This window comes from Weissella soli (assembly GCF_001761545.1).
Classification (GTDB): Bacteria; Bacillota; Bacilli; order Lactobacillales; family Lactobacillaceae; genus Weissella; species Weissella soli.
This window is the reverse complement of sequence record NZ_CP017326.1, coordinates 146,065-170,523: the sequence shown is the minus strand read 5'-3', so window position 1 is coordinate 170,523 and position 24,459 is coordinate 146,065. Positions and strand designations below refer to the sequence as shown.

Here is a 24,459-nt window from a genome sequence, read left to right as displayed (position 1 = left end):
AAAGCGTGCACTACTGCACGCTTCTTGTTTTATATTATTTAAATCGACGGCGCTTTTGGGCGCGTTCAACGACCACTGAAGCCACGATTGACAAAGTTAACAAACCAACCACCACAACTAATGAGGTCATATTTGAGATGTGCACATGCCATCCGAGCATCGCAGCACCTTCGTTGATCAACATCTTGGCACCGATAAAGGCCAAAATGATCGCCAAGGCATACTTGATGTAGCGGAACATCGGTAAGATACCTGACAAGGCAAAGTAGAGTGACCGCAAGCCCATAATCGCGAAAATATTTGAAGTCACGACAATAAACTCATCTTGAGTCACCGCTAACACGGCTGGAATTGAGTCCACCGCGAAAATCAAATCAGATGCCTCGATGAACAGCAGCGCCAATAAGAATTGGGTGGCCAAGAGTTTACCATTCACCCTAACGAAAAAGTGCGGTTCTGTCGCATCTTCTTTTAACGGTAAAATTTTACGCAGGCTCTTGATAATAGGGGACTCATTCAAGTCCTGTTCGCCTTCTTTTTCAAAGAGCATCCGGATACCCGTGATCACCAAGAAGGCGCCAAAGACATACATTAACCACTCGAAACGGTGTAACAAAGCTGCCCCACCAAAAATGAAGAGCACCCGCATGATCAAGGCGCCAAAGACACCCCAGAACAATAAACGGTGTTGATATTTCACATCAATGTTGAAAAATCCGAAAACCAAGATAAAGATAAACAGGTTGTCGATACTCAACGACTTTTCCAATAGATATGCGGTGATAAAGTCAACGGCATATTCCGGCTTAGCAAATATCGCAACACCGACGGCAAAGACTAGGGCCAACCCAATCCAGAAAGCACTCCACAAAAGGGAAGATTTGATAGTAGGGGCTTCATTTTTGCGGTGAAATACGCCTAAATCCAGCGCCAACATCACCACAACGAAGGCAAAAAATGCGATCCAATAACCTAAACTAACTTCCAATGATTTTCTCCTTTTCCTTACAATAAATAACTACGTTCTGTCTATATTAAGTGTAACAGATAAACGTCTGTGGCGGTGGGGTGTCCTGCGATTGCGCCCAAATTACATTTATCAGTTTTAATAACACTAAAAAAAGACCGCCATTTGCATGACGGTCGATCGGATATTGACTTAATTAATTTTATAATACCCACCCATATCAGCATTGCAGCCCTGATTGGAGTTGACCTTATCAGCTAAGTGGCCAATCTAACCAAAAAATAATTTGATTAAACTAGAAAAATATCAACAGCATGCGAACGCTTACATGAGGAAATTATTAATTAAAATTTTTCTTAAACTTACTTTTTCAAGTCGTTATAGTGTGATGCCATCTTACCATTGAACGTCTTACCAAGGAAATCATTCAACATTGGTGTTACCCAGTGGTCCAATCCAAAGGCGCGTCCGGCACCGTTCATCAAGGCCAATGAAGCAAATGGAATCAATAACAAGGTCGTTGATGGCTCCATGAACAACAAGATCAATGACACGATAAATGTCAAGAAAGCAGCAATCGAAGTCAACAAGCCCAGGAAGATTAACCCACCATAGATCACTAACAACAAACCAAGCGTGCCACTCAAATTAGTACCAACCATCACCAAGATGACACCCAAAGCCAAACGCAATGGGACTGCCCACAAGGCATTACCCATACGTGACGTGTTACCAAAGAATGGTGTCCGACCGTTTGGTGTACGGAAGAATTCATCGAGTGTGTAATGGAAGAGGTGGTAACCTGACATCAATTGCAAGAAGAAGTAGTAGTTGATGATGTGCTTCATCATGTTTGCCAAGAAGCCGGTCAAAGCAATCTTGTTGTACAAGTAGGCGACCGTGTAGTGGGCACCAACTGAAACCGCAAATCCTTGGTAGTGGCCCTTAAAGACCTTACGCGTACCCTTACCCGTCAAATCAAAGACGATGTTTGGCACCACGGTGTTTGCGGCTGACTCCCCACCTTCAACCGTTTGGGGTGTCCAACCTGAACGAGGGTTATCAGGATTCGTCAAAGCTGGTTCTTGATAGGCAGCCACGTCACCGGCGACATAGATATCCTCTTCACCCACGGCACGTGAGTATTCATCGGCCATGAAACGGCCGGCAGGACCAGTTTGCAAGCCCCACTTTGAGCCTTGTTCCTTTGCCTTCACACCCGCAGTCCAAACCAAAGTTTCCGTTGGAATTTCAGAACCATCAGCCAAAACAGCTGCGTGTTCCTTAACTGCAGTCACACCAGTTGCCTTCAACAAATGGATACCATGCTTAGTCATATAAGCTTCAGCCTTATCAGCCAACTTACGATCTGACAACATGTTCAAGATTGTTGGTGCAGCTTCAACCACGTACAACTTGATCTCTGATTCGTCCAAGAAGTTAGCCGCAGCCAGTTCCTTACGTTGTTCGATCAATTCACCAGCTAATTCAACACCAGTAAAGCCAGATCCAACCACGACGATGCTTAACTTAGCAGCACGCTTGACAGGGTCCAACTCACGGGCACCTTCACCAATGATGCGCTCAATTTGTTCGCGCAAACGTAAAGCTTCTTCAAATGACCACAAGGTGAAGCCATATTCTTCAACACCTGGTGTACCAAATGTGTTTGTCGTCCCACCAGTTGCCAAAACCAACTTCTCGTATGGAATGACGTTTTCGGCAGTAGTCACTGTCTTAGCTTCCTTATCGAAAGCAAGAACCTCAGCAGTAACGACCTTCACATTCTTTTGGTGAACAAATAGTTGACGCAAATCGAATTGAATGTGCTTTGGCTCGACACGCTTAGTGGCCACCTCATGCAATTCAGTCATATAAGTCATGAATGAATGCTTATCAATCAATACAATTTGGTACTCAGCGTTGTTAGCGAATTGCTTTGACAACTTGCGCGCTGCAAAGACTCCTGAATAACCTGCGCCGACGATGACAATATTCTTCGTCATAATACACTCCTTAAAAATTTTATCGATAAAATACTGAAATACTCCCGGCATGTTGTAAAATTCACAAACGAATGTCCAGTTTAGTAAATTTCGTATACCAATCAATTTACTATTCTACACTGATTGGAGCAAAATTAAAGCCCTATACTGACTTTTTGTCAGCATGATTTTTCACAAATTTAATAATTTGGCGCAGAAATGCCATCTCCTTTATTAAACATTGAAAAATAGTGGCAAACGAGTAGACTTAACAGTGCACTATACGAAAGGAATCACTTATGCTTATAGACCTCCTATCACCCTTTTTTGATGCTCATAATTGGCATCAAGCTATCATGACAGCCGATGGTTGGACCATTATCATCTCTATTGTGATATTAGAAAGTCTACTGTCAGTCGACAATGCCGTGGTATTAGCAGCTAAAACCAGCACGCTGAATGATCCCAAGAAACAACAGCATGCTCTATTTGCCGGTCTGTGGAGTGCCTTTATTTTACGCCTCCTTGTGATTGTTTTTGCCACCTATTTCATTAAAATCTGGCAAATCAAAGTACTTGGGGCCCTTTATCTCGTGTATTTGAGCATTGACTACTTTTACAAGCGCAAACATCCAAAGCAAGCTATCAAAAAATCCAAGCAAAACCAAACGCCGCATTCATTTGTCCTCATCGTGCTTGAACTAGAGATGATCAATTTTTTCTTCTCGATCGATTCAGTGTTAGCTAGTGTGGCTATTTCACCTAATCCGGTGATTGTTCTGATTGGAGGTATCGTGGGTATCTTGGCAGTGCGTTTTATCGCCAACGCCCTCATGAAACTCATCCATATCATGCCAGAAATTGAGCCAATGGCTTATATCCTGATTATATTGATTGCGATTAAACTATTTATGGAAATCCCGGCTATTAATATTAAAATTTCAAGCAGCTTATTTGCTTTAATGATGGGAGTCGTTGCACTAGTAACGTATCTATTTCATCGTTACCGTCATTTGTAAAAGAGATGCATCCAACAGGGTGCATCTCTTTTGTTTGCCCTAAGGAGATTATTTGACTGGGATTAAGGTTAATTTTAATAAGACTTGCTAACCTTGATGACAATCAAGCAATTCAGCAACACCCCGGTCAATGAAGAAGGAGGCAGAAAATGCTAACTCTATTATTATCGTTATCAATGATCTTACCACTGGTTGCGATTTATTTTGTACTCCGAACCATGAACGTCGTGGTTATCAATGACATTGATGCCACTAATCGTGACTACTTAGATTAAAATATAGCAGGTGTCACAACGAATAAAACCCCATAGGTTGGATTTTCTCCAACCTATGGGGTTTTATTATGTTCTCAATTAACTGGAAAAACTACGGTTCCGTACCGAACTCTTTCCGCCCAGTTGGCCACTTAAATCATGCCGATTTTTGGCGTTTGATTCACAATTGTTATGGCACCTACTTTATTTTGTTAAATGACCGTGTTGTATAACACAGGGAACTCACTCAAATCAACATCAAAGTCTTCTTTAGACACAATATCAACGGTACTATCTTCTTCACCCAAAATTTTGACGAAGCCAGCGGCGAATTCAGGGAACAACGCCATAACCGATTCCTTTTCGGGGCCATCAACAACTAGCAAGAAGTTTGCTTTTGTATTATCAGTGCTAGCCAGCCACAACAAGTACATTTGTGAAACAATCCCGGCATGGTCATCGGCCACCCCCATCAACTCATATTGTAGGGCAATCGGCACATTTTCAGGGACTGAAATCTCCAAATCTTGATCCGTATCATCTGCGCTCGTTGGTGCCATTTCGTCATCATCTTCGTCATCACTCAACTCGTTGGTGGCGGCAATCACGGCTGCCAAATATTCCAAGTTTTCACGCGTAATGGGCATGCCATTCGTAAATGGATTCAAGGCCAATGAACCCAAAGTGGCATCGTTCTCGAATAGGGGGACATATTCTTCGATGGTCATTGGCCAAATTTGGGTGTTCGCTTCATTAGGGAATTCACCAGCAGCCATCGACTCAGCATCTGTGAAGATTGGGAAGATAGTTGACCCATCTTCATCTTCAAACGTCAGCAATTGCATTGTATCCGGTGCGACTTCAAGGGCACCATCTTCCAATACAGTTGGTTCCTCCGTGAACAATACTGGTGCCAAGAAAACGGCATTCAGCAATGCGACAGTAAAATTCTGTTCTGTCTTTTCATTTTGTTCTTCACGGAAGGCTGCCAACGCATCCAACAGTTCTTCATTGTTAAATTCTTCTTCAGGAGTCAAATCTTGGTCTGCCATTTGGGAGCCTCATTTCATTTTGCTTATTGCCTTTAGTGTATCTTAATTTTAATCACAAAAAAAGAGTGAATATTGACATCACCCTTTAATTTATTAATCAACATTATTGTAAATTGGTGTATACACCGCAAGCCGTGGATAACCAATTTGAGACACATTCAAAACATTAGAGAATTCAGGGGTCTGATCACTAACTTGTGCGTAAGCAAAAAATTGGGCATTGGCATCTTCTGCATCGGCATCCAACACATAAACCAACGTGCGCTCATCGCCCCGTACCAAATCAACCGCCCAGACCGTACGAATATCGGGCAAATTACCTGGCAAATCACGCGCTAATAGCGCCGCAAATGCCGTTTGGTCGGTGGTCGTCTCATCAAGTGAGATCGTGGCATTTTGATTCATTTGAATCAAAGCATCAACCATATACTGCAAATTCGTCTTATTCAAAACGATGTTTTGGCCGAATGGATTGATCACAACCCCCGCAATTTGATCATTGGGTATAGTCAAGGAGCTGAATTGATCAAATGACAATAACGATGTCACTAACCCTTGGGCCGTCGACGTTTTTGCCCACTTATCGTATTCGACTTGACTAGTGAATGCAGGGAAGAATAACTCATCATTGCCGTTTTTAATGACTTGATATTGGACTTCAATGCCATCTTCATATTCAGCCGAAAGTGAACCGTCAGCTTCTGATGTAAACTCAGCACCCAGGATTTGCACCGGTGCGTACAGCCGAGAAACCCCAATCATTTTGATGAAGTCATGTTCCGTATCCGGGTTAACGTCTTGCAAATAACTGTTGAAGGCTTGTTCCAAGTCTTCATTATCGACTACTTCGTTAAAATAAATACGTGTTGCCATATCGCTATACCTCGAAAATTATTATCTACCATTGAGTATAGCAAGGTCTCATTTAGAGCGGGCATAAAAAGGACCAAAGTGCCTACTAAAAGGGGGTGTACATGCTGTACACCCCCTTGGTTAGGCTTCTTTTGCAACTTGCCATTCATCTGACCAATTATGAATAGCTTCCATCATTTCACGCATTGATTGTCCACGCTCTGTTAAAACGTACTCAATCAATGATGAATCTGCATACGTGCGTCGTTCAACAATGCCTTCTGCCTCTAGTTCCTTCAAGCGTTCAACCAAGACACGGTCTGAACATTTCGTGACTGCCTGTGCCAAATCTTTGAATCGACAAGAACCTTCCGTCAACAGCACTTCGATAATTAACCCGTTCCATTTACGACCTAAAATATCAAAAGTGGCCGTGAATTTCTCGCAAATATGTACTGGTTTCACTTCAGCTTGTGTATGTGCCATATGATCACACTCCTATCTAAATAAAATTACTTGCCGCACTTGCTGGCGTACCAAGGTGATTGCTTGCATTGGTGACATCAACGAAAAAATGTCGTTATTTATTATTTATACTCTCACTAAACACTTACAATTATACACCCAAACCACTAATACACTTATGAACATTCCATGACTAAATATTGTTTGCAATGTTAACATTACTGCATAATATAATGCTCAAAATCGCGTGGCGACCCTTAAAAATTATTTGTGGAAGATACGATACTCACCACTAGGAATATCAGCTAATTTGTACGGACCAATTTGCGTTCGAATCAAACGCAGTGTAGGAAATCCAACAGCCGCCGTCATACGTCGCACTTGTCGATTACGACCTTCTTTAATTGATAGACTTATCCAACTCGTTGGAATATTAGCTCGGAAACGTACGGCTGGCGTACGCTCCCATAACCAATCCGGTTCACTGATTTTCTTTGCCAGTGCGGGTTTAGTGAGGCCATCCTTTAATGACACCCCTGCTTCTAAAGCCGTCAAAGCCGCCTCATCGATATCACCTTCAACTTGCACGTAGTAGGTTTTGTATTCTTTATTTTTAGGATCAGTGAGTTGATGATTAAGCTGACCATCGTCAGTCAACAATAACAATCCCTCACTATCCTTATCTAACCGACCGGCGGCATAGACCTTAGGAATATCAATATAATCTTTGAGCGTTGGTCGCCCTTGCTCATCAGTAAATTTTGTTAAAACGTTAAATGGTTTATTAAATAGAACTATCATAGGGTCTATTATACAAGAAAACGTCAAGCCTAGATAGGACCCACCTATCCTGGATCGGGGTTACCTTACTTTTTGATCAACTACCGGCGCCCTGCAGCCAACAAAAAAAATGGCAGAACCAGACTGGTTCTGCCATTTCTATGCATGATGTGCCACCCATTGACGCAAAGGAGTAAAGAACTCCCGCATCGCTAAGTAATCATCTACTAAGTCGACCAAGTAACTTTCACGATAGTGGGGTAACGCCGAAGTGGCCCCCCACATATGCTTCAGAATGATGTCCTTTTCCATTTCAGAGAGTGGTGTTAACTTTTCAGCATTACGTAATGCCACCCGTGGATGAATAAAGGCATGCGTGCCTAGTTCGAACTTAGTGACGCGCCAATCATAGTAAAACATGTCATGCAATATACCTGCCCGTGCCACCGCAGTAGCGTTTAAGCCAAGGCGTAACGCCAACCGATAGCTCGTATACGAGACATCGATGACATGCGTTAACCGATCTGAATGGTGGTGTTGGGTATAGTTGCTAAGCGCTTGTATCTCAGGATGTGCTAATAGATCATCCACAATTGCTCGATACGTACGGTCTGTTTGCCATGTTTGCATTCATTTTCCTCCACTAATTGAAACAATTAACAGATTAACGGGCCTTCAAAGCGAACATCGCGATACCTGCCGCGACCCCTACATTCAATGACTCGGCTTGCCCAGTCAATGGAATGTATAAGTTTTGGGATGTCGCTGCAGCCAATTCAGCGTCCATGCCTTGACCTTCATTACCCATAATCAAACCAAATTGCGTTTGTGGCTCAACCATGAACAAATCAGCGGCTTCTGGATCTAATTGGGTACCGTAAACGTTGATACCGTTGTCAACAAAGGCTGTGGTCCACTCCTTCAAATCACCAGTGGTGGTTTGCACGTGGAACTGAGAACCTTGCATTGCACGCAAGGCCTTTGGTGAGTACATGTCAACTGATCCTTCACCAAAAACAACCCCCGCAAAGCCCGCAGCATCTGCTGTACGAACCATGGTACCGACATTACCAGGATCTTGAATGCCATCCAAGAATAACCAGGCACCATCATGAATGAAGTGTGGGTCACGTGTCGCTGATGGCATCGTCACTTCGGCAAAAATGCCTTGTGGCGTCACTAAATCAGACAACTTCTTCGCAATGTCGTCGGTAATTTGAAAGATTGGAACACCATGTGGCACATCGGCCATGTGGGCTTCCAATTGCTCTGCTGTTGCCATTACAGCATGCAACTTCCCGTCGTGATTAATTGCTTCTTGTACTAAGTGCCAACCGTCTAACAAATAAGTTTGGCTTGCTTGACGGCCTTTTTTCGTTTGTAACTTTGCCCAGCTTTTCACCCGGGCGTTTTGAGCTGATGTAATATTTTCCATATCTCCATTATACGATAGAAACCTACAAATTACCTTACTTATGTTTAATATCGCAAAAAGCTTGCTAAGTCGTCGATGACTCAGCAAGCTTTTGCAAACAGGGTACCTGCTCGTAATTTATAAAATCTCTTTGTTAAATGACTGGTTAAAATTGATCAATGAACAATTGACGCAATTCTTCCAAACGAGGCTGCCGTGGGTTAGCCGGTGTTGTTTGGTCATCGTAGGCCAACTCAGTAATCTCATCCAGTGCAGCATCAAAGTCCTTCTTTGAGACACCATTTCCAGACAAAGTGGTATCGATGTCCAAAGCGGCTGCCAAAGCGGCAATCTTCTTAGTCAACGCATCGACTAAGGCTGCATCATCCTTACCTTGCAAGCCCAAGAAACGTGCAATGTCAGCGTAATCTGCTTGGGCAGTATAAGTCTCATAACGAGGGAACGGTGTCCGCTTCACATTACCAGTAACAGCGTTGAACTTGATCACATGATTCATCGCAATGGTAATGGCCAAACCGTGTGGCAAGCCGAAGGCACCACCTGTTTTGTGGGCCAAAGCATGGTTAATGCCCAAGAAGGCATTGGCAAATGACATCCCTGCTAAGGTAGCGGCGTAATGCATCTTTGAACGTGCTTCTTGACCTTCTTTGGTTGGGTTCTTTGGATCGTACTTGTATGAGGTCTCCAAGTTTTCAAAGACCAACTTGATGGCTTGCAAAGCCCAGGGACGGGTAAATTCTGAGTTCATCACGGAAACATATGATTCCAAGGCGTGTGACAAGGCATCCATTCCTGAGAAAGCAACTGTCCGCTTAGGCACGGTCATCACGAATTCAGGATCAATGATTGCCACTTGCGGTGTCAATTCATAGTCAGCCAATGGGTACTTAATGTGTGTTTCATCGTCAGTGATCACCGCAAACGGTGTCACTTCTGAACCAGTCCCTGAAGTCGTTGGGATCGCAACCATTTGGGTCAGGCTCTGGTGTTCAAACTTGACAATTCGCTTACGGATGTCCATGAACTTTTGTGCCAATTCTTTGAACAAATCCTTCAAAGCAGCATCATCTTGCAAGATACCCTCATGACTCGCTGAGTACTCATAGATGAAGCGTGCAATCTTACCCGCGTCCAGAGCAGAACCACCACCGATCAAAACAACTGTATCAGGCTTAAATTCCGCCATTTGACGAGCAATGTCAATGGCTTGACCAATGGTTGGATCAGGCTTAACAGAGCCGTAGATGGATGTTTTCACTTGATCTTCACGCAAAGCAAATTGATTCAAAATCTTATCGACAAAACCAAATTGCACCATTCCTGGATCAGCCACGATAAATGCGCGGTCGACATTTGGTAATTCCTGTAAGTAAGTAATAGCATTTGACTCGTAGTAAATGTCCTTAGGCAAACGAACCCATTGTGGACGTGAACGGCGACGGGCAACCGTCTTAATGTTCAACAAGTCATAAGTTGAAAGATTGTGTGACAATGAATTCTTCCCCCATGATCCAGTTCCCAGCGTCAATGATGGACGCATTGCATCAGTGTAAATATCACCAACACCACCAATTGAGTCAGGTTGGTTCACCAAGATACGTGATGCTTCAACGGCATCAGCATATTCCTTAACGAATGGGTCATCTTGCGCACCAATTTGGATGGCAGCGTTGTGCCCAGCACCTTGGTAATTGAGCAACGCCCGTACCACTTCGATACCTTCTTCACGTGATGCCACTTTGTAAACTGACAACAATGGGCTTAACTTTTCTGATGATAAGGCTTCACCAATGTTCTTCTTATCCAATTCGAACAACAAAACATCCTTATCTGCTGGTAACTTGATACCAGCACGATCAGCAATCCATGCACCTGACATACCAGCAACGGGGCCTTGCACTCCAAAACCTTCTGCATTTGGTTGGAAAACAGCATCGGCTACCTTAGGAAAATCCTTGTTAGCAACCCTAAAGGCGCCCTGGTCTTCCATCTTCTTCATCCACTCATCGTAAATGGCAGCATGCACCACAGCCGAGTTTTCAGTGGCACAAATCATACCGTTATCAAAACGCTTTGATAGCAGCAAATCTTCAACCGCCCGATCGACATTAGCAGTCGCATCAATAAACACAGCGCCATTACCGGCACCGACACCCATTGATGGGTTACCTGATGTCAACGCAGCGTGGACCATGGCGGGACCACCTGTTGCTAAGATTGAAGCGATATGTGGATTTTGCATCAAAGCCGTTGTGGCTTCAATTGAACCCTTTTCAATCCACTGAATGAAATTCTTGGGTGCACCAGCGGCAACGGCTGCATCATAGACGATCTTAGCCGCATGAATCGATGAACGTTGTGCTTGTGGGTGGAATGAGAAAATAATCGTGTTACGCGTCTTGGCCGTCAACATTGACTTGAAAATAGCGGTTGACGTTGGATTGGTCGTTGGCACAATTCCTGCCAAAATCCCAAGCGGTGCAGCTAATTCGACCTTGCCAGTGATCTTATCTTCGCTAATCACACCAACTGTCTTATCGTTTTTAATTGCATTATAAACAGATTCTGAAGCGAAGCGATTCTTGGTATCCTTGTCTTCAACAACCCCACGACCAGTTTCATCATGCGCTTCGTGTGCTAACAATAATGAATTTTCTGATCCGGCTAAGGCCATGGCGGCAACAATCTTATCAACTTGTGCTTGGTTTAACTGTGAGAACTCTTCCAAAGCCACTTGTGCCTTGGTAACAAGTTCTTGAATCATAATTTCAGCCGCTTCCTTACGAGCAGCACGCTCTTCGGGCGTCAAAACTTTCTTAACCTTCTTTAGAGGTGTAGCAGTAGTACCTTCAGTCATGTCGGTAATCTCCTAATTCTTTAAATTTCTATAGTGAGTCTATAACCAATATTTTCGTTTGCTCATCTTTGAACAATATTAGTATAACACTTCACAAAGTCATGTCAATACTTTTTTATCTAAAAATTTTTTATCGTCACAAAGACTATAATAATGGCTTTTTAAACCACTTTGATCATCTTGTGATTATATGAACTTAAAACCTGAAAAACCTAATAAATAAGCAATGAAAGCGGATACAATTAAGGTGTCGTCTATTTGGATCGAACCAGCAAAATTCCTGCCATTTTACAAAAAACGCTATCACTCCATCTCGTGAGCAATAGCGTTAATCATTTATGCATTAATGTACGATCATGTTTAGCAGCAAAACAATAATCAAACCAACTACGGAAATCACTGTTTCTAGAACAGTCCAGATCTTAAGTGTTTGCTTAACATCCAAATCAAAGTATTCCTTAAACATCCAGAAACCAGCGTCGTTGACGTGGGATGCGGCCAATGAACCGGCCCCGATTACCAAAACCATCAAAGCAGGATCGATACCAGCGGCGGCCATCAATGGTTGTACCAACCCGGCAGCTGTCAAGGCAGCAACCGTAGCTGAACCCAAAGCGATTCGCAGGATTACTGTAATAATCCATGCCAAGATCAATGGTGAAATACTTGAGTGGGCAAACATTTGTGCGATTTGGTTAGAAATACCACCATCAATCAAGATTTGCTTAAAGGCAGCACCACCACCAATAATCAACAACAACATCGCAATTGACTTAGTGGCATCTTCAACTGTTTCGGCAATTTCTTTTGAAGTACGGCGTTGCTTCCAACCCATTGACCATAGAGCAAATAGCAATGACAAAATCATCGCGGCCACGGGGTTGGCAAAGAAGGCAACGAGTGACTCCATGAACCCTTGTGGCTTAGCATATGGTTGACCGTCATTGAAGATGACGGTGTAAACTGTCGCAATTCCCATCAAAATAACTGGGAACAAGCTTGTCAAAATTGACAATCCAAATGATGGTGTCTCTTCTGTCTTGAATTGCTTAACTTCACCAAAGGCCGTCAACTTGGTCTTAACTGTAAAGGCCTCTGGGGCAAATTTCTGAGCTAACTTAGAAAACAATGGTCCGGCGATGATGGCTGCTGGAATCGCAACGATCAAACCGTAAAGCAAAACCTTACCCGTGTTAGCCCCCAACGCACCTGCAATAGCAGTTGGCGCTGGGTGTGGTGGCAAGAAACCGTGCGTTACTGACAACGCAGCGGCCATTGGAATTCCCAAAGTTAGCAAAGGCACACCCAATTCCAGCGCGATTGCAAAGACAATCGGAATCAAGATAACCATACCCACTTCAAAGAACAACGCAATACCAATGATGAATGAAGCTACCATCACGGCAATTTGGACGCGCTTCTTACCAAAAATATTAATTAACGTATTTGCGATACGGTGTGCACCACCGGCATCAGCAACCAAACGTCCAAGCATCGCTCCAAAACCGAAGACAATCGCCAACTCACCAAGTGAGTTACCGATTCCCGTTTGGATGGATACTGGAATTTGTTCTAGCTTCATTCCTAATCCCAAACCTACGAGTGAAGCTGTCAAAATCAAAGCGATGAATGTATTCATCTTGACCTTGATAATCAAAAATAGCAGCAATAATATGCCGGCAAATAGAACTAATAGTGATCCCATTTTACTCTCCCCAAAAAACCCCCAATATGTAAGTTTAAAAGCTCTCAACTACAAAACTTACCAATCAACTTATTAATAGTAACATGAAACCGCTTTCATGTGTATTAAAAAAATTACATTGTTTTTTTAAAACTCTAAAAAAATTAGTAAATAAACCATTTTTGCTAAAATTTGCCGGCCCATAGGCACCTGTAACTATTAATATTTCATCATTGTGTGATATTTTTCTATCGAAACAGTGCCCCTTTTTTACATTTTTTTCTTGAAAACGAATAGAAAAAGCCTGACATATATCGTCAGACTCATCCGTCGTGCTATGAAATTCAGCATTAAATTGTGTTGTGCTTACTTTTTAACTGCGTACTTGAAATTGTATGGCGCACCGGTCGGATTAAAGATCACACCTTTGACCTTAGTGTTCTTCAAAGCTGCCGTTGAACGATAGTACATTGGGACCACACCCATATCCTTTTCAAGGGTTTGTTCAGCCTTCTTAAAGTCGGCATAACGGGCTTTGGCGTTGTTGGCATCCTTGTCCTTAGTATCTGCCATCACACTGTCAAAGGTTGTGTTCTTCCAGCTACCATAGTTATATGAAGCATCAGAAGTGTACAAATCCAAGAATGATGAGGCGTCAGGATAATCAGCTAGCCAACCAAAGTTAACCATATCGAAGTCCTTGGCAGTACTCAAAGCCAAACGTTGCTTCTTAGGAACTGACTTAATAGTCACCGTCAGTCCCTTCAAGTGGTCTTCCAATTGTTGTTGCAAGAATTGTGCCACGCGCTTTGATGAATCATCGTCATCTGTCAGCAAGGTAATCTTCAACTTTGAGATACCGACTTCTTTCAAACCAGCCTTAAACAACTTAGCGGCCTTCTTCTTGTCATATGAGATGGCACCCTTGACTGCGGCACCCTTGGCAAAATCCTTACCTGTGTTTGGATCCTTGGCTAGGCCAGTTGGTGTGTAACTCTTGGCCGGTACAGCTGCACCAGTCACGATGTTATTAGCCAAAGTCTTACGGTCAATGGCATATGAGATGGCCTGACGTACTTTGAGGTTCTTGAAGGCCTTGACCTTTGCTTCATTCAACTGCAACATTTGTGTTGCACCTTGCTTGATTTGCGTATAAGCCTTCTTTGTCTTTGAACTCTTCACTTGATCTGGTGATAAAGTCGTGAAGTCTAATTTTTTACCTTGATACAAGTTATAACCAGTGTTTTGGTCCTTGATGATCTGCACATTAATCTTCTTCGTCTTCACATCTTGCTTATCCCAATAGTTAGTATTCTTAACATAGGCATACTTTTGGTTTGAACCATTCCAACCAGTCAACTTATATGGACCAGCTGATAAGTAAGTTGCGGCGGAAGTCCCGTACTTATCACCCTGCTTTTCCACAAAGGTTTGACTTTGTGGGAAGAAGACAGGCATCGTGATGACTTGTAAGAAGTATGGCACAGCCTTTTCCAAAGTCACCTTCAATGTATAATCATCAGTCGCTGAAATACCCAAATCAGCTACTTTGGCTGTCCCCGCTTGAATGGCATTGGCGTTCTTCACCCCGTCAAACAAGTAGGCATATTCTGAAGCAGTTTTTGGATTAATTGAGCGTTGCCAGCCATAGACGAAATCCTTGGCCGTCAACTTGTCGCCATTAGCCCACTTCAAGTTCTTACGCAAGTGGAAGGTATAGGTCAACCCATCCTTTGATTTCTCATAACTCTTCGCTGCTTCAAATTCAATCTTATTATTCTTACCGAATTGTACCAGTGGCAAGCTCGTCGCTGCCAGTGCGTCTGCAGAAACTGTATCTGTCGACTTTGAAGGATCCATCGTTGGCAAATCGGCAATTTCTGACCAATTAATTGTCTTACCAGCTGCTGATGCCGTCGTCGCAGGCACCGCTACACTCCCAAGCATCGCAACCGATGCCAGCAATACAGCTGTTTTCCCCAATTGCTTCATACACTTCATCTCCTGAATTTCTATATCTTATTATTTTTAAAATTCGTTGAGAGTATCTTAACATAACCATAAATCATTTGTCTAATTGTTTTTTAATTTTAGATGCATTTTACTCATTTTGTTATTAGTAAATAAGCGGTTAGTCAAAAAAAAAGTTTATTGAGTCATCCCCAATAAACTGTTCCAAGACTTATAATTCAACGTTTTGACTTGGTAATTCGCCATTATAAAAGGCGACACCGGCATCTAATGATTGATTAACCATTTCTGAGACCGCCGTTTCGGTGTAGAATGCAATGTGCGGTGTGACTAATACATCTGGTCGTGCTAGCAACTGCTCCAAGCGGGCATCAGGCAATTTTTTATCGCGCCAATCGGCATTGAATATCCCAAATTCACCTTCATAGGTATCCAAGGCGTAAAATGCTAATTTGCCGTCGGCTAGTGCTGTTAAGACAGCGTCAACATCAACTAAGCCACCCCGTGAGACATTCACTAAAATCGTCCGAGGGCGCATCTTGGCCAGCGTTGCTGCATTAATTATATGATGATTGGCTGCCGTTTCTGGCATATGCAACGTGATGATATCAGCCTGGGCATATAATTCATCTAACGTATCAACATACAGGCCCTGGGCCTCAAGATCAGCGTTGCTGCGGTGTAAATCATACACGATCACCTTCGCACCAAAGCCTTGCAAGATGTCAATCACCACCCGACCGATACGACCAGTACCAATGACACCGACGGTTTGCATCCTTAATTCACGGGCAATGGTTGGGGCCCAACGAAAATCATGGGCGGCAATTCGTGCATCTGATTCAGGCGTCCGGCGCAAGGCCCGCATCATCAACATCACCGCATGTTCTGCAATCGCGTTAGGTGAATAACTAGGGACATTTGATACTTGAAAGCCAAACTCCTTGGCCGCAGCCAAATCCAAATTATCAATCCCGACATTCCGTAAATTCATAATGTGGATGCCTTTATTAGCTAAGGCGCCAAAGACATCCGTTGAAATCTGGTTCAATTGCAAAATATTAACGGCATCAAAGCCATCTAATTTTTGAATCGTTTCTAGGGTTAACATGTCAGTTGTGTAGGCAACTTCATGTTCTCCATGCGCTTCTTGCCATGCATTAATAAATTGCACTTCATCTTCACGAACATTCGTTACATAAATTTTCATGGAAAACTCCTTGTGTGTCGTTCATTCATTGTCATCTTCTATTTTAACGTATTTCGGTCGCGATTTTTCAGGATCTTCTTTGAATACAGTCTTCAACATTCACCGGCAAAAAAAGAGAGGTATCACTACCTCTCATGTGACCTTGCTATAAACTCATTTGATACTCACGTAAAATACCTTCACGCACACCTGAAGATGAAAAGACAACCTTTGGTGATTTAGTACGCTCAATTAAATTCACAATCGGTAACAAACCGCTAATCATGATGTCCGCACGATTGGCTTCCGGTCCCATTAGCGTTGCCCGCTCAGCTAAACTCATCTGCGCCATCTCGTTAAAGGTTGCCAACACGGTCGCAGCCTCCATTTCATAGCCATGAAAATCGGCGTCAGCTGACAGGCCATGTTGGACACGATCAAGCCGTGCCAATGAACGATTAGCACCACCTAATAAAATAATTGGCAAATCATCATGATCCCCATCTAACCAAGGTAAATGGCTATATTGCTCGGAGACATATTGACTAGCTGCTGCGATCTGATCGGCACCCAAGACACCCGCTTTATTCAAGTGGAATTTTTCCGATAGGTTGACCGCGCCGAAGGGCAAACTGATGAAATTTGCCGCCATACGCTCTTCAATCCCAACTAATTCGACACTTGCGCCGCCGGTATCGAGTAACCAAGCATCCGAAAAATCTAACGCTGAGACCGCACCAAGGTAGTCATAATATGCTTCTTGGTCACCGGTCAATACGCGCAGCTCAACTCCGACCGCGGCGAAGACCCGGTCCACAAAATCAGCTTGATTCGTCGCCTCACGCACGGCTGCGGTCGCGATTCCCATGACCTCAATATCTGCAAACTGTTGATAATCCTTTTGAAACTCTAAGAGGGCGTCAATCACCCGTTGCATCGCCACTTCAGTTAAGGCGCTGAGGTTATCATCCATCCCCTCAGCCAAGCGCGTGTCCAACTTGCGCCGCACCAGCTCCTTGATATTGCCTTCTTCAGTAAACTCTTCCACAACCATGCGGGTCGAATTCGACCCTAGGTCAATGACTGCTAAATAACTCATAGCTTATCCCCAATAAGCGATTCCCATCGCCTCACGTACTGCATGCATCGTCTTTTGTGCTTCTGCACGGGCCTTTTCTGACCCATCCTTTAGCATCTGCAAAACCCCTTCACGATCTTGAGCAAATTCCGCACGACGCTCACGGATTGGCTGCAATTCGTTATTCAATACTTCAAACAAGTACTTCTTAATCTTCATGTCACCCAAACCACCAGCCTGATATTGGGCCTTTAATGCGGCAACTTTTTCAGTATCGGTATCGAAAATGTCCAAGTAGGTGAAGACCATGTTACCTTCAATATGCCCTGGATCCTCCACACGAATGTGCGCTGGGTCAGTGTACATTGACTTGATCTTTTGCCACAAGTCATCTTCTGTATCACTCAAATAGATGGCATTACCCAATGACTTTGACATTTTAACCCCATCAAGCCCAGGAATCCGTCCCTGACCCTTTGGTGGGAATACGCCTTCTGGTTCAACCAAGATATCGGTGTTGTAGTAACGGTTAAAAGTCCGCACAATTTCACGTGTCTGTTCTAGCATGGGCTCTTGGTCTTCACCAACCGGCACCACTTGCCCCTTGAACAAGGCAATGTCCGCTGCTTGTGACACTGGATAGACAAAAAAACCAGCTGGGATTGATTCACCAAACCCTTTTTGTTGAATTTCAGTTTTAACTGTTGGATTGCGTTGCAAGCGCGCAACGGAAACTAGATTCAAAAAATATTCCGTTAACTCAGATAATTCTGGTACCGCTGTTTGCACAAAAATCGTTGACTTCGCTGGATCAATACCCACTGCCAAGTAGTCCAAAGCTACTTCTAACAGTGAATTGTGGATTTTTTCAGGATCCCGTGCATTATCCGTAAAGGCTTGCTTGTCGGCAATCATAATATATGGATCGTACGTACCAGCATTTTGCATGGCTACCCGATTTTTCAATGAACCGACGTAATGTCCAATATGTAGTTTACCAGTTGGACGGTCACCCGTTAACAACACTTTCTTTTCGCTCATTTTTCATACACTTTCTAAGCCGAAGCCTACTTAATTTTGACAATTATCATTGTACGGGTTTTCCGAGGGACGTTCAAGTTAGGATCGCCGGGGATTCAACAATCTGGACGGTTTCGGCGACGGCTTCAATCAGTCGTGGCAGCGTGCCATCAATGCTAATCAATGCCAACGCATGCATCGCTCGTGATGCCAAGGTATACAACAAGCCCGTTGCTAGGTGATCTGGGTAGTTGGTTTGTGACACGTCATACCCAATCACGGCATCAAATTCGAGCCCTTTAGCCAAATAAATGGGCATCACCAAAATGGGCGCCGTGCGTTTACGGTCATTAGCATGGAGCAGTTGCACCGCTAACTTAGACGACCGTAAGTGACGCATCGCTACCTCGGCTTGTGCCTGTGTTTTGGTCAGTACAGCAACCGTCCCATATTGCTCATGTAACTGGTGCACGATGCCCTGTAAATCCTGCCCAATTTTTTGTGGATCACTGAGCACCATTTGCGGTAAAGCACCATGTCGTGTAAAAGCAATGATTTGATCACCATCCGGCAACAAGGCCTTGGCAAAATTCATAATTTCTTGCGTTGAGCGGTAGGCTTTATTCAAGATAACCATATTGGGGCGTTTGGCCGTAAAGGCTTCACTGTATTTTTGCAAGAGGACTGTCGGTGCCTCCACTGGACGGAACAGCGCCTGTTCAGCATCCCCCAAAACCGTAAATTTAGCCATCGGAAAGGCGTGCTTGAGATATAATAGCTGCGCCATCGAATAATCTTGCATTTCATCCACAAAGACATACATCATTTGCGAATTCGTCCCACCATTTGTCATCAGATCACGTAGATACATCAAGGGCACCGCATCTTCTAAATCGATTTGATGTAACTCCAACGCCCACATAAACCGATCACGCTTCGCTTGCCATAAATCTGCCAACTCGGCGTCTTGCCGCCCTAGCCACTGCAAAAAGTCAGCATATTGGCGATAAATGTCAAAATAGTGGTTATTATAGATGGCATCATCGACTGCTTGCAGTTCTCGGGCCACATACTTATGGGCGGCTGATTGCAGCAAATCATTCATATTTTCCTCATCCGCCAGATCCTCTTCATAATCTGAGCCGAGCAAAGTTTGAAATTCTAAGTCCGTTAAATTATCTAACCCTTCTTGGACCCAATCTAAATCCAACGATGCTTCAATCCGTTTAGCTAATTGTTTTTGAAGCGCTTTTTGCGTCATTTGGAGCCGTTCTTTAATGCTAAATTGCGTGCTAAAGCCGGCAAAAATCGTCTGAATTTCACTGGCAGTAAAGTAAGTTTGATTTTGATAATAAATGTTATCAAACGCAATGTCACTGACCGTTAAGGTATCCCGATATGCCAGCAACCGTTGCATGATGGTGGCATCTTCCAGCTTAGCGCGGATCAACAGCGCTACTTGCAAAGCGTCCGTCTGACCTTGTTCATACCGGTCAAAGAGAGTCTGCACGGTCAATCCTTCTAAACGTGCGCTGATAAACTCAGCTAATGTTACCTGCCGCATGTTGCGTTCACCTAACGAAGGCAAGACGTCCGCGATGTAACTCGAAAATAACCGGTTCGGTGAGAAGAGCACAATTTGATCACTATTCAAGTTTTCACGAGCGTGGAAGAGTAAAAAGGCAATGCGTTGTAAAATCGCTGATGTCTTGCCCGAGCCAGCGACCCCCTGCACGACGAGCAAGTCACTCTTCGTATCACGAATAATCGCATTTTGCTCTTGTTGAATGGTGGCCACAATATTGCGCATCGTCGTATCATTTTGCTGGCCGAGAGCATACTGCAACAACTCATCACCGACAGTTTCATTCGTGTCAAACATGTTGACAATCTGATCGTTGGCGATCGTATACTGGCGTTTCTTTAATAATTCCGCGTGCATCTCCCCGATAGGTGTCGGATAGGTCACATCCCCCAACGTCCCGTTATAGTAAATACCACTAATCGGCGCCCGCCAATCATAGATTAAGAACTCACCCTGATCGTCCTGCAACGATGCCAAGCCAATGTATAAAGTGTCTTGATCACCAGCCTCATCAATGTCAATCCGGCCAAAATATGGTGCCTGACGTAAAGTTGTCAGTGTTGCGACTTTTTGCCGGGCGATGGCTTCGGTTTCGTTGACCCGAGCGACAATATTTCGTTGCTGTTGAATTTCGGCATTTGTTTCCATGGCATCATCGACTTCAAGGGTGTTAATTGAAGTATTCGCGGCGTAGTTTCCTTCAACGGCACGTGTTTCACTATGCGCTGCCGCATGGGCCTCATTAGCCGCCACAATCTGTTGCTCAATTTCAACGACCACATCATCTAAACGGGCTTGCTCACTGATTAATTCATTATCCATGGTCGTGCTCCGTTCTCTTGTCTTTTGATTCTATTATACGGCAAAAAACTGACCCAACCTTAGTTGAGTCAGTCCGATGTTGCCTTAATTTATTAATCTGCACGCTGCGTTAGAAGGCATGGCCCCCAAAGGCGGTCGCATCATTTGATCCTGAATAGTAGAAACTCATATCTGAACCAAGTGATGGGTAAGCATACAAGTTATGCTTAATAGCTTGCTTATCTTGTTTGGTATTAATGGCCACTGTGAAATAATTAATCAATTCATCAGCACTACCTGATAGGACAGTCGCACCCACGATATACCCTTCGTGATCAAAAATAACCTTGGCTTTGGCAACAGGTTCCTTCAAACGCCAGTACTCTAACCAGTTGGTCATATCAAATTCTTCCACTGCATAACCCTGGCGAGCAGCTTCTTCGGCACTCATCCCCACCGTGCCTAATTTTGGTGAACCATATACCATAACTGGTACAGCTGGGTAGCTGAGCTCCGCTGGTTCAGTGCCGTTCAACAAACCCGCCACATAACGGGCTTCAAAGGCCCCCGTTGACGTTAATTTGGCCACTGGTGAATCTGCGACGTCGCCGACCGCAAAGATATGCGGGACATTCGTCCGCAAATCCTTACCGACCTTGATGCCATTGTGTCCCAGTTCGACACCCGCAGCGGCGAGATTCAACCGATCAGTATTGCCTACCCGACCGATCGCCACGAAGGCACGATTAACTGTGACGGTCCGGCCGTCCGCAGCAATAACGGTATACTCGGTATTGGACTGCTTAGTCACCTCGACCGTTTCAAAATCCCATTCGATACGCACCCCTTTGGCCTCGAGTTGCCGGATGATATCTTGGGTCAAGTCTTGGTCAAATTCATGGAGCAGGTGGTGCTTATGGGCAATCAAATGCACCTTAGCACCAGCGGCGGCCGCAATATTCGCAAATTCGACAGCAATAAAACCACTACCAATCAGGGCGATTTCATCCGGCATATCAGCCAGATTCAAGAAACCTTCATTATCAAATAAGTAGGCTTCCCCGGGCACGTCTGTTAAACGAGCTGGCCGGGCACCGGTAGCGATGACCCATGTATCAGCAGTGATCCGTTGACCATTGACATCAATCGTATGGGCGTCGACAAAGAACGCATGCCCATAACGGTGCGCAACGCCAGTTTCATCCAAATTCATCACTTTCCGCGCTGGAACCGGGTCAGTGTAGGCATTTTTGTGGGCCATTAAGGCATGCCAATCAATTTCTTCATGTCCCCGCAGACCGAACCCCTTCATCCACTCGGCGCGTTCTTTAGCTTCAACCGCTGCTAGCAGCACTTTTTTAGGATCGCAACCGTAATTTGGGCAGGTGCCTCCCCAAAGGTATTCTTCGATAATCACCGTACTTTTACCGGCTGCTTGCATTGGATGCGCCACGGATAGACCCGCGGGACCAGCCCCAATGACACCAACCTCAAAATGTTCTGTCATAGTCTCCTCCTTATGGAATGACATCACTGTCGTTATCTTATTATACCTGATACAGTCAATCTGAGATGAGTATAAAGTTACCCTGAAAAAAGGTATTATTATGTATATAACAATTTTAAACAAGTGCAACCTACTAAAATAAAGGAGGACAAATGATGACTAGTCTTGAACGCCAAGCTGCCATTCGGGCAGCGCTATCCAATCCAGAAACCCCCACCATTAGCGCAAATACATTTGCCCAACAATTTGGTGTTTCACGCCAGACCATTGTCGGCGATATTGCTTTAATTCGGGCCACGGGTGACCAAATTATTGCCACTCCACAAGGTTACCAGTATGCTAAAGCGTTCACCCATGAAACAATTTTAGTGATGCAGCACACCTTTGAAGAGATCGAACCAGAATTAACAATCATGGTTGAAACTGGCTTAACTGTGACTGATGTCCAAGTTGAACATCCACTCTATGGTCTCTTACGGGGCGAATTATCCATTGCATCCATTGGGGATGTCAAACAATTTGTTTACCAATTATCACGTACAAATAGCCAACCGTTGTCAGCGTTAACGAATGGCATTCATATGCATCGCGTGACCTACAATCATGCCGCTGAGCTCCAGAATGCCCGGGTAAAATTACGTGAAATTGGCTTCTTGTTCGAAAATTAGGTTGACAAGACACCCCCTAAATCGCTATACTCTTCGCATACGCTAAGGTGTCAAGACACCCCAGCGTAATATTGAGGAGGGGTATGATGAGTCGTACTAATAAATTACTAACTGTGACCGGACTCGCCTGGCTATTTGATGCCATGGATGTCGGTCTCTTATCTTTTCTGCTCGTTGCTGTTAAACAAGAATGGGGCTTGTCTCAAGTACAAGTGGGTTGGATTGGCTCAGTCAATTCAATCGGTTTGGCCCTCGGTGCCCTAACTTTTGGTGCTTTAGCGGACCAAAAGGGGCGTAAACCCATTCTAATCTTTACATTACTGATTTTTTCAATTGCCTCTGGTTTATCCGCCTTCGCAACAGGGTATGCTATTTTCTTAGTATTACGTTTCTTTATTGGCCTTGGTTTGGGTGGTGAGTTACCAGTTGCTTCAACGTTGGTCGCGGAAAACGTCCCCGCCAACACCCGGGCGCGAACTATCGTGCTCCTTGAAAGTTTCTGGGCGGTCGGCTGGTTAGTAGCCAGTTTACTTTCTTACTTTGTCATTCCCAATTTTGGTTGGCGGATTACATTGTTAATTACGGCCATGGCAGCCTTCTATGGTTTGGTGATTCGTCGCCATGTACCGGCCAACACGATCGCTGAAGCCAACATCGTAAAAAAGCCCAGCATTGGCGAACGCTATCGGCTGATTTTTAGTCGGCTCTACCGTCGTCAAACCACGATGCTTTGGATTGTTTGGTTCATGGTCATGTTTTCATACTATGGCATCTTCCTCTGGCTGCCATCAGTCCTCGTCGAAAAGGGCTTTAGCATGGTCAATAGTTTTGGCTACGTGGTGATCATGACTTTGGCCCAGCTGCCCGGCTATTTCACAGCCGCCTGGTTAATCGAAAAATGGGGCCGTAAAGCGGTCTTGACAACTTTCTTATTTGGGACGGCGTTGAGCTCCGTTGCCTTTGGATTTGCATCAAACATCACGTTAATTCTGATTGCGGGGATGCTGCTGTCATTCTTTAACTTAGGTGCTTGGGGTGCGCTATATGCCTACACCCCCGAATTATATCCTACCCAAGTACGGGCCACGGCTAATGGTGCCGCCGAAGCATTCGGTCGTCTTGGTGGTATCTTGGGGCCATTGCTCCTCGGTATTTTCTTAGCACACGGTTACTCATTTGAACTCATTTTTGGTATTTTTGGGCTCGCTGTCATTATTGCGATCATTGCCATTTTGACTTTGGGCCACGAAACCATTGGTACCGATATTGATTAACATCAAAAAGGATCTG

General features: G+C 44.2%; 20 protein-coding genes. 4 read left to right on the top strand and 16 right to left on the bottom strand.

Going from position 1 to position 24,459, the window contains the following annotated elements; all coding sequences use genetic code 11:
* Positions 1 to 34: 34 nt before the first annotated feature.
* Both WSWS_RS00880 and WSWS_RS00875 read right to left on the bottom strand, forming a co-directional pair.
* Positions 35 to 988: a TerC family protein gene (locus tag WSWS_RS00880; protein WP_070229495.1), complete on the bottom strand. Its 954-nt coding sequence runs from the start codon at positions 986 to 988 to the stop codon at positions 35 to 37.
* A gap of 341 nt (positions 989 to 1,329) precedes the next feature.
* Complete coding sequence (locus WSWS_RS00875) at positions 1,330 to 2,976, bottom strand: NAD(P)/FAD-dependent oxidoreductase (protein ID WP_114981408.1); 1,647 nt, start codon at positions 2,974 to 2,976, stop codon at positions 1,330 to 1,332.
* A 275-nt stretch (positions 2,977 to 3,251) separates the two neighbouring features.
* Between WSWS_RS00875 and WSWS_RS00870 the strand changes: the two genes are divergently transcribed.
* Both WSWS_RS00870 and WSWS_RS08290 read left to right on the top strand, forming a co-directional pair.
* Positions 3,252 to 3,971 carry a TerC family protein gene (locus WSWS_RS00870; RefSeq protein ID WP_070229493.1) on the top strand — a complete coding sequence of 240 codons (720 nt, stop codon included), beginning with the start codon at positions 3,252 to 3,254 and terminating at the stop codon, positions 3,969 to 3,971.
* 149 nt (positions 3,972 to 4,120) lie between these two features.
* Positions 4,121 to 4,246, top strand: a complete 126-nt coding sequence (locus WSWS_RS08290; RefSeq protein ID WP_257784812.1) for a hypothetical protein — start codon at positions 4,121 to 4,123, stop codon at positions 4,244 to 4,246.
* 191 nt (positions 4,247 to 4,437) lie between these two features.
* Here the strand turns inward: WSWS_RS08290 and WSWS_RS00865 are convergent, their stop codons facing one another.
* The 14 genes from WSWS_RS00865 to WSWS_RS00800 all read right to left on the bottom strand — a co-directional run bounded on the left by WSWS_RS00865 (position 4,438) and on the right by WSWS_RS00800 (position 22,501).
* A complete protein-coding gene (locus tag WSWS_RS00865) occupies positions 4,438 to 5,277 on the bottom strand; it encodes an SseB family protein (protein WP_070229492.1) in 840 nt (279 codons plus the stop codon).
* Positions 5,278 to 5,370: 93 nt separating this feature from the next.
* On the bottom strand, positions 5,371 to 6,150 hold the full coding sequence (locus WSWS_RS00860; protein WP_070229491.1) for an SseB family protein: 780 nt from the start codon (positions 6,148 to 6,150) through the stop codon (positions 5,371 to 5,373).
* A 120-nt stretch (positions 6,151 to 6,270) separates the two neighbouring features.
* Complete coding sequence (locus WSWS_RS00855) at positions 6,271 to 6,615, bottom strand: winged helix-turn-helix transcriptional regulator (protein ID WP_070229490.1); 345 nt, start codon at positions 6,613 to 6,615, stop codon at positions 6,271 to 6,273.
* Between the two features lie 243 nt (positions 6,616 to 6,858).
* Complete coding sequence (locus WSWS_RS00850; protein WP_070229489.1) at positions 6,859 to 7,395, bottom strand: rRNA large subunit pseudouridine synthase E; 537 nt, start codon at positions 7,393 to 7,395, stop codon at positions 6,859 to 6,861.
* 138 nt (positions 7,396 to 7,533) lie between these two features.
* Positions 7,534 to 8,004 carry an HD domain-containing protein gene (locus WSWS_RS00845; protein WP_070229488.1) on the bottom strand — a complete coding sequence of 157 codons (471 nt, stop codon included), beginning with the start codon at positions 8,002 to 8,004 and terminating at the stop codon, positions 7,534 to 7,536.
* 34 nt (positions 8,005 to 8,038) lie between these two features.
* Complete coding sequence (locus WSWS_RS00840) at positions 8,039 to 8,809, bottom strand: TrmH family RNA methyltransferase (protein ID WP_070229487.1); 771 nt, start codon at positions 8,807 to 8,809, stop codon at positions 8,039 to 8,041.
* 145 nt (positions 8,810 to 8,954) lie between these two features.
* Positions 8,955 to 11,666, bottom strand: a complete 2,712-nt coding sequence (gene adhE / locus WSWS_RS00835) for a bifunctional acetaldehyde-CoA/alcohol dehydrogenase (RefSeq protein WP_070229486.1) — start codon at positions 11,664 to 11,666, stop codon at positions 8,955 to 8,957.
* 343 nt (positions 11,667 to 12,009) lie between these two features.
* On the bottom strand, positions 12,010 to 13,371 hold the full coding sequence (locus WSWS_RS00830) for a gluconate:H+ symporter (RefSeq protein ID WP_070229485.1): 1,362 nt from the start codon (positions 13,369 to 13,371) through the stop codon (positions 12,010 to 12,012).
* A 345-nt stretch (positions 13,372 to 13,716) separates the two neighbouring features.
* Positions 13,717 to 15,342: a peptide ABC transporter substrate-binding protein gene (locus WSWS_RS00825; RefSeq protein WP_070229484.1), complete on the bottom strand. Its 1,626-nt coding sequence runs from the start codon at positions 15,340 to 15,342 to the stop codon at positions 13,717 to 13,719.
* A gap of 190 nt (positions 15,343 to 15,532) precedes the next feature.
* Positions 15,533 to 16,531, bottom strand: a complete 999-nt coding sequence (locus WSWS_RS00820; RefSeq protein ID WP_070229483.1) for a D-2-hydroxyacid dehydrogenase — start codon at positions 16,529 to 16,531, stop codon at positions 15,533 to 15,535.
* Positions 16,532 to 16,676: 145 nt separating this feature from the next.
* Positions 16,677 to 17,609 (bottom strand): Ppx/GppA phosphatase family protein, encoded by a 933-nt coding sequence (locus tag WSWS_RS00815; RefSeq protein ID WP_070229482.1) that lies wholly within the window; start codon positions 17,607 to 17,609, stop codon positions 16,677 to 16,679.
* A 3-nt stretch (positions 17,610 to 17,612) separates the two neighbouring features.
* Positions 17,613 to 18,629 carry a tryptophan--tRNA ligase gene (trpS, locus tag WSWS_RS00810; RefSeq protein ID WP_070229481.1) on the bottom strand — a complete coding sequence of 339 codons (1,017 nt, stop codon included), beginning with the start codon at positions 18,627 to 18,629 and terminating at the stop codon, positions 17,613 to 17,615.
* A 73-nt stretch (positions 18,630 to 18,702) separates the two neighbouring features.
* On the bottom strand, positions 18,703 to 21,015 hold the full coding sequence (helD, locus tag WSWS_RS00805) for an RNA polymerase recycling motor HelD (RefSeq protein WP_070229480.1): 2,313 nt from the start codon (positions 21,013 to 21,015) through the stop codon (positions 18,703 to 18,705).
* Between the two features lie 109 nt (positions 21,016 to 21,124).
* A complete protein-coding gene (locus WSWS_RS00800) occupies positions 21,125 to 22,501 on the bottom strand; it encodes a dihydrolipoyl dehydrogenase family protein (protein WP_070229479.1) in 1,377 nt (458 codons plus the stop codon).
* Between the two features lie 155 nt (positions 22,502 to 22,656).
* Between WSWS_RS00800 and WSWS_RS00795 the strand changes: the two genes are divergently transcribed.
* Positions 22,657 to 23,169 carry a transcription repressor NadR gene (locus WSWS_RS00795; RefSeq protein WP_070229478.1) on the top strand — a complete coding sequence of 171 codons (513 nt, stop codon included), beginning with the start codon at positions 22,657 to 22,659 and terminating at the stop codon, positions 23,167 to 23,169.
* An 86-nt stretch (positions 23,170 to 23,255) separates the two neighbouring features.
* Complete coding sequence (locus WSWS_RS00790) at positions 23,256 to 24,443, top strand: MFS transporter (protein WP_114981281.1); 1,188 nt, start codon at positions 23,256 to 23,258, stop codon at positions 24,441 to 24,443.
* Positions 24,444 to 24,459 lie beyond the last annotated feature (16 nt).